Here is a 3,492-nt window from a genome sequence, read left to right as displayed (position 1 = left end):
GGCCACCGCCGGCGAAGCGCTGCTGCCGCCGATGATGCAGGGCTCGGCGTCGACGCCGGCGCTGCGCGGCGGCGTGGCGGGCGTGGCCCTCGTCACGCTGTTCACGCTGGGCATGCTGTGGCGGCAGCGCCGCAGCTCGGTGCTCGACCTGTGGCTGATGGTGGCCTTGAGCGCGTGGATGTGCGAGATCGCGCTGTCGGCGATGCTCAACGCCGGCCGCTACGACCTGGGCTTCTACGCCGGGCGCCTGTACGGGCTGCTGACCAGCAGCGTCGTGCTGTACGAGCTGCTGCTCGAGAACGGCCTGCTGTACGCGCGCCTGGCGCAATCGCACGCCGACGAGCGCCGGCGCAGCGGCGAGCTGGCCGAGGCGCGCGACCGCGCGCAGGCGGCCGATGCGGCCAAGAGCATGTTCCTGGCCAACATGAGCCACGAGATCCGCACGCCGATGAACGGCATCATCGGCCTGACCAACCTGGTGCTCGACACCCGGCTCGACGACCAGCAGCGCGACCACCTGGGCAAGGTGCAGACCTCGTCGCGGGCGCTGCTGGCGCTGCTCAACGACATCCTCGACTACTCCAAGGTCGAGGCCGGCCGCATCGTGCTGGAGTCCGAAGAATTCAGCCCCGAAGACACGATCGAGAACGTCGGCAACCTGTTCGCCGTCAAGATCGAGGAGGCCGGGCTGGAGCTGGTGTTCGAGATCGATGAGGCCATCCCGCAGCGCCTGCTGGGCGACGCGCTGCGGCTGACGCAGGTGCTGAACAACCTGGTCGGCAACGCGATCAAGTTCACGCCGCGCGGCGAGATCGTCGTCAGCGCCGAACTGGTGTCGCGCGACGAGCGCGAGGTCGAGGTGCGCTTCGGCGTGCGCGACACCGGCATCGGCCTGACGGCCGAGCAGTCGCAGCGGTTGTTCCAGGTGTTCGGCCAGGCCGACCGCACGATCGCGCGCCGCTATGGCGGCACCGGGCTGGGCCTTGCGATCTGCAAGCGCCTGGTCGAGCTGATGGGCGGCACGATCGAGGTGCACAGCACCCCCGACGAAGGCAGCCTGTTCACCTTCAACGCCCGCTTCGGCGTGCCGAACCAGGGTGTGGAGCGCATCGACCTGCACCGCATCCGCGGCATGCGCACGCTGGTGCTGGACAACCAGCCGACGGTGCGCGTGGTGCTGCAACAGATGCTGCAGAGCTGGCGCTTCCAGGTGGGCACCTCGTCGTTCGCCGCCGACGCGCTGCACAAGCTCAAGCGCGCCGATGCGCAGGCCCCCTACGAACTGCTGCTGCTCGACTGGCGTTCGGCCGACCTGGATTTCGTGCACGAGGCTCGCCGCATCGCGGCAGGCAGCGGCACCGGGCCGCTGACGGTGGTCGCGATGGCCACGCCGCACACGCTCGACCGCGTCAGCGAAGCGCTGCGCGGGTTGCCGGCCACCGGCGTGCTGAGCAAGCCGGTCACGCCGTCACGCCTGTTCGACGCGGTGGTGCGGCTGCAGCGCGGCGAGCAGCAGCAGCCGGCGGGCATCCCGACGCGCAGCGCGGGCTACGCCGAGCAGCTGAAGCCGCTGAACGGCGCACGCGTGCTGCTGGTCGAGGACAACATCGTCAACCAGCAGGTGGCGCTGGCCTTCCTGGCGCTGGGCCAGCTCGAGGTGACGGTCGCGAACAACGGGCTCGAGGCGGTCGAGTGGGTGCGCAAGGCGCCGTTCGACCTGGTGTTGATGGACATGCAGATGCCCGAGATGGACGGCATGCAGGCCACGCGCGCGATCCGCCAGCTGCCGCAGGGGGCCGACCTGCCGATCGTCGCGATGACCGCGGGCGCGATGGACGAAGACCGCCAGGAGTGCTTTGCCGCGGGCATGAACGCGCACGTCAGCAAGCCGATCGACCCGAAGGAACTGGTGGACACGCTGCTGGCCTGGATGCCCGAGGCGCATCAACGAACCACGGCATAGCTCAATCGGCTTCCGAGCAGAACTCCCCGTCCGCCACCAGGCATTGCCCGCTTTCCGTTTCGCCTGCGACCGCTCCACCTCGCGTGACGATCCGGCTGCTCGACAAACGCTTCGCCTCCGCCATCGGCAACAGCACCCACATCTGCCCGCGGTGCCTGGTGCTGCGCGCGTTCTGCCCCGCCTCCGACCCGAAGCCCCAGAAGTAGTCGGCCCGCACCGCGCCGCGGATCGCGCCGCCGGTGTCCTGCGCGAACACCAGGCGCTGCATCTGGATCGCCGAGCCCGACGGCGCCGGCGCGCTCAGGAACACCGGGTAGCCGAGCGGGGTCACGCGCGGGTCGACCGCCACCGAGCGTCCCGCCGTCAGCGGCACGCCCAGTGCTCCCTGCGGCCCTTCGGTGGCCGGCCGGTCGGTGACGGTCTTGAAGAACACGTAGCTCGGGTCGGTCACCAGCCGGCTTTGCGCCACGCGGGCCGGTGGCCTGGCCGACGGCGCCGGCGCGCCCTTGGCGCCGCCGAGCAACTGGTCGACCAGGCTGTCTGAGGCCGCGCGCGGCTTGCTCCCGCCGGCCGCCGGCACCGCCTTGCCGCGCGTCAGCACAGGCGCCTCGTCGTCCGCTGCAGCGGCCTCGTCCTCCAGCACGAACTCCTGCGGCTGCTCGGCCCCCGGCCCGGCGCCGCGCGTCACCACCTTCGTGCCCTTGGTGGCCACGCGCAGCGGCTTGAACGGATGGCCGTTCTGCTCGGCGTACTGCACCCGCAGGATGCTGCCGTCCGGCAGGCGGATGCGGCCCGAGCCCTGCACCTGCATCGCGTACAGCGCCAGCGGGTCGTTGACCCAGGCGATCACCGGCGCGCCGATGTCCTGCGGCAGGTTCAGCGCCTCCAGCTCGGCGCGCGTGTAGTAGGGCTCGGCCCGCGCCCCCGGCCCGCTGCCCACCAGCCGCACGCGCAGCCGGCGGTCGCGGTCGTCCAGCTCGAAGCGGCGCAGGTCCAGCGCATAACTGCCGGCCTGGGCCGCCGGCAGCAGCACCAGCTGGCCGGCGTCCGGCCGCACCGCGACCACGCCGCGGCGCTGCGCCTTCGGAACGCGCGACCAGTCGATCGTGTACAGGTCGCGCGGCACGCCCAGCACCGGCACGTCGAAGCCGGCGCTGCGCGTGCGCTGGCCGTCGAGCAGCGGCTCGAAATACCCGGTGATGTCGCCCTGCGGGCTGGCGTCGGTGTTCAGGATGCGCAGCAGCGAGAAGCGGCTCTCGAAGAAGCCGCGCATCGCCGCCGTCTCGCCGGCCGGCACGCGGCGCGACGCATCGCAGATCTCGCCCCACTCGGCGCGCTTTTGCAGCACCTCGCACGAGTTGCGGAAGGCGCTCCAGCCGGCACGCAGGTCGTCCTGCTGCCAGCCGGGCAGGTCGTCGAAGCTCGCCTGCTTGAAGACGGCGTTGCGCGTGCGCACCTCGCTGGGCGCCGCGACGCGGCCGACCGCCGACTTCGGGGTGGCGAGCGCCGGGGCCGCCCCGGCATTGGCC

Annotated in this window: 2 protein-coding genes; one reads left to right on the top strand and one right to left on the bottom strand. The window is 71.7% G+C overall.

Annotated features, from left to right (window positions below; translation table 11 throughout):
- A partial coding sequence (locus AC1DYN_RS31855; RefSeq protein WP_477966694.1) for a response regulator occupies nt 1-1,963 on the top strand: 1,963 nt, incomplete at its 5' end.
- 1 nt (nt 1,964) lies between these two features.
- On the opposite strand, the gene mltA is transcribed toward AC1DYN_RS31855, so the two are convergent.
- Nucleotides 1,965-3,492 (bottom strand): murein transglycosylase A (mltA, locus tag AC1DYN_RS31850; protein ID WP_477966692.1); only part of this gene is annotated, 1,528 nt, incomplete at its 5' end.

The organism is Rhizobacter sp. P2_D12 (assembly GCF_056404395.1).
The sequence above is the reverse complement of the archived record's forward strand: the minus strand, read 5'-3'. Positions and strand labels throughout refer to the sequence as shown.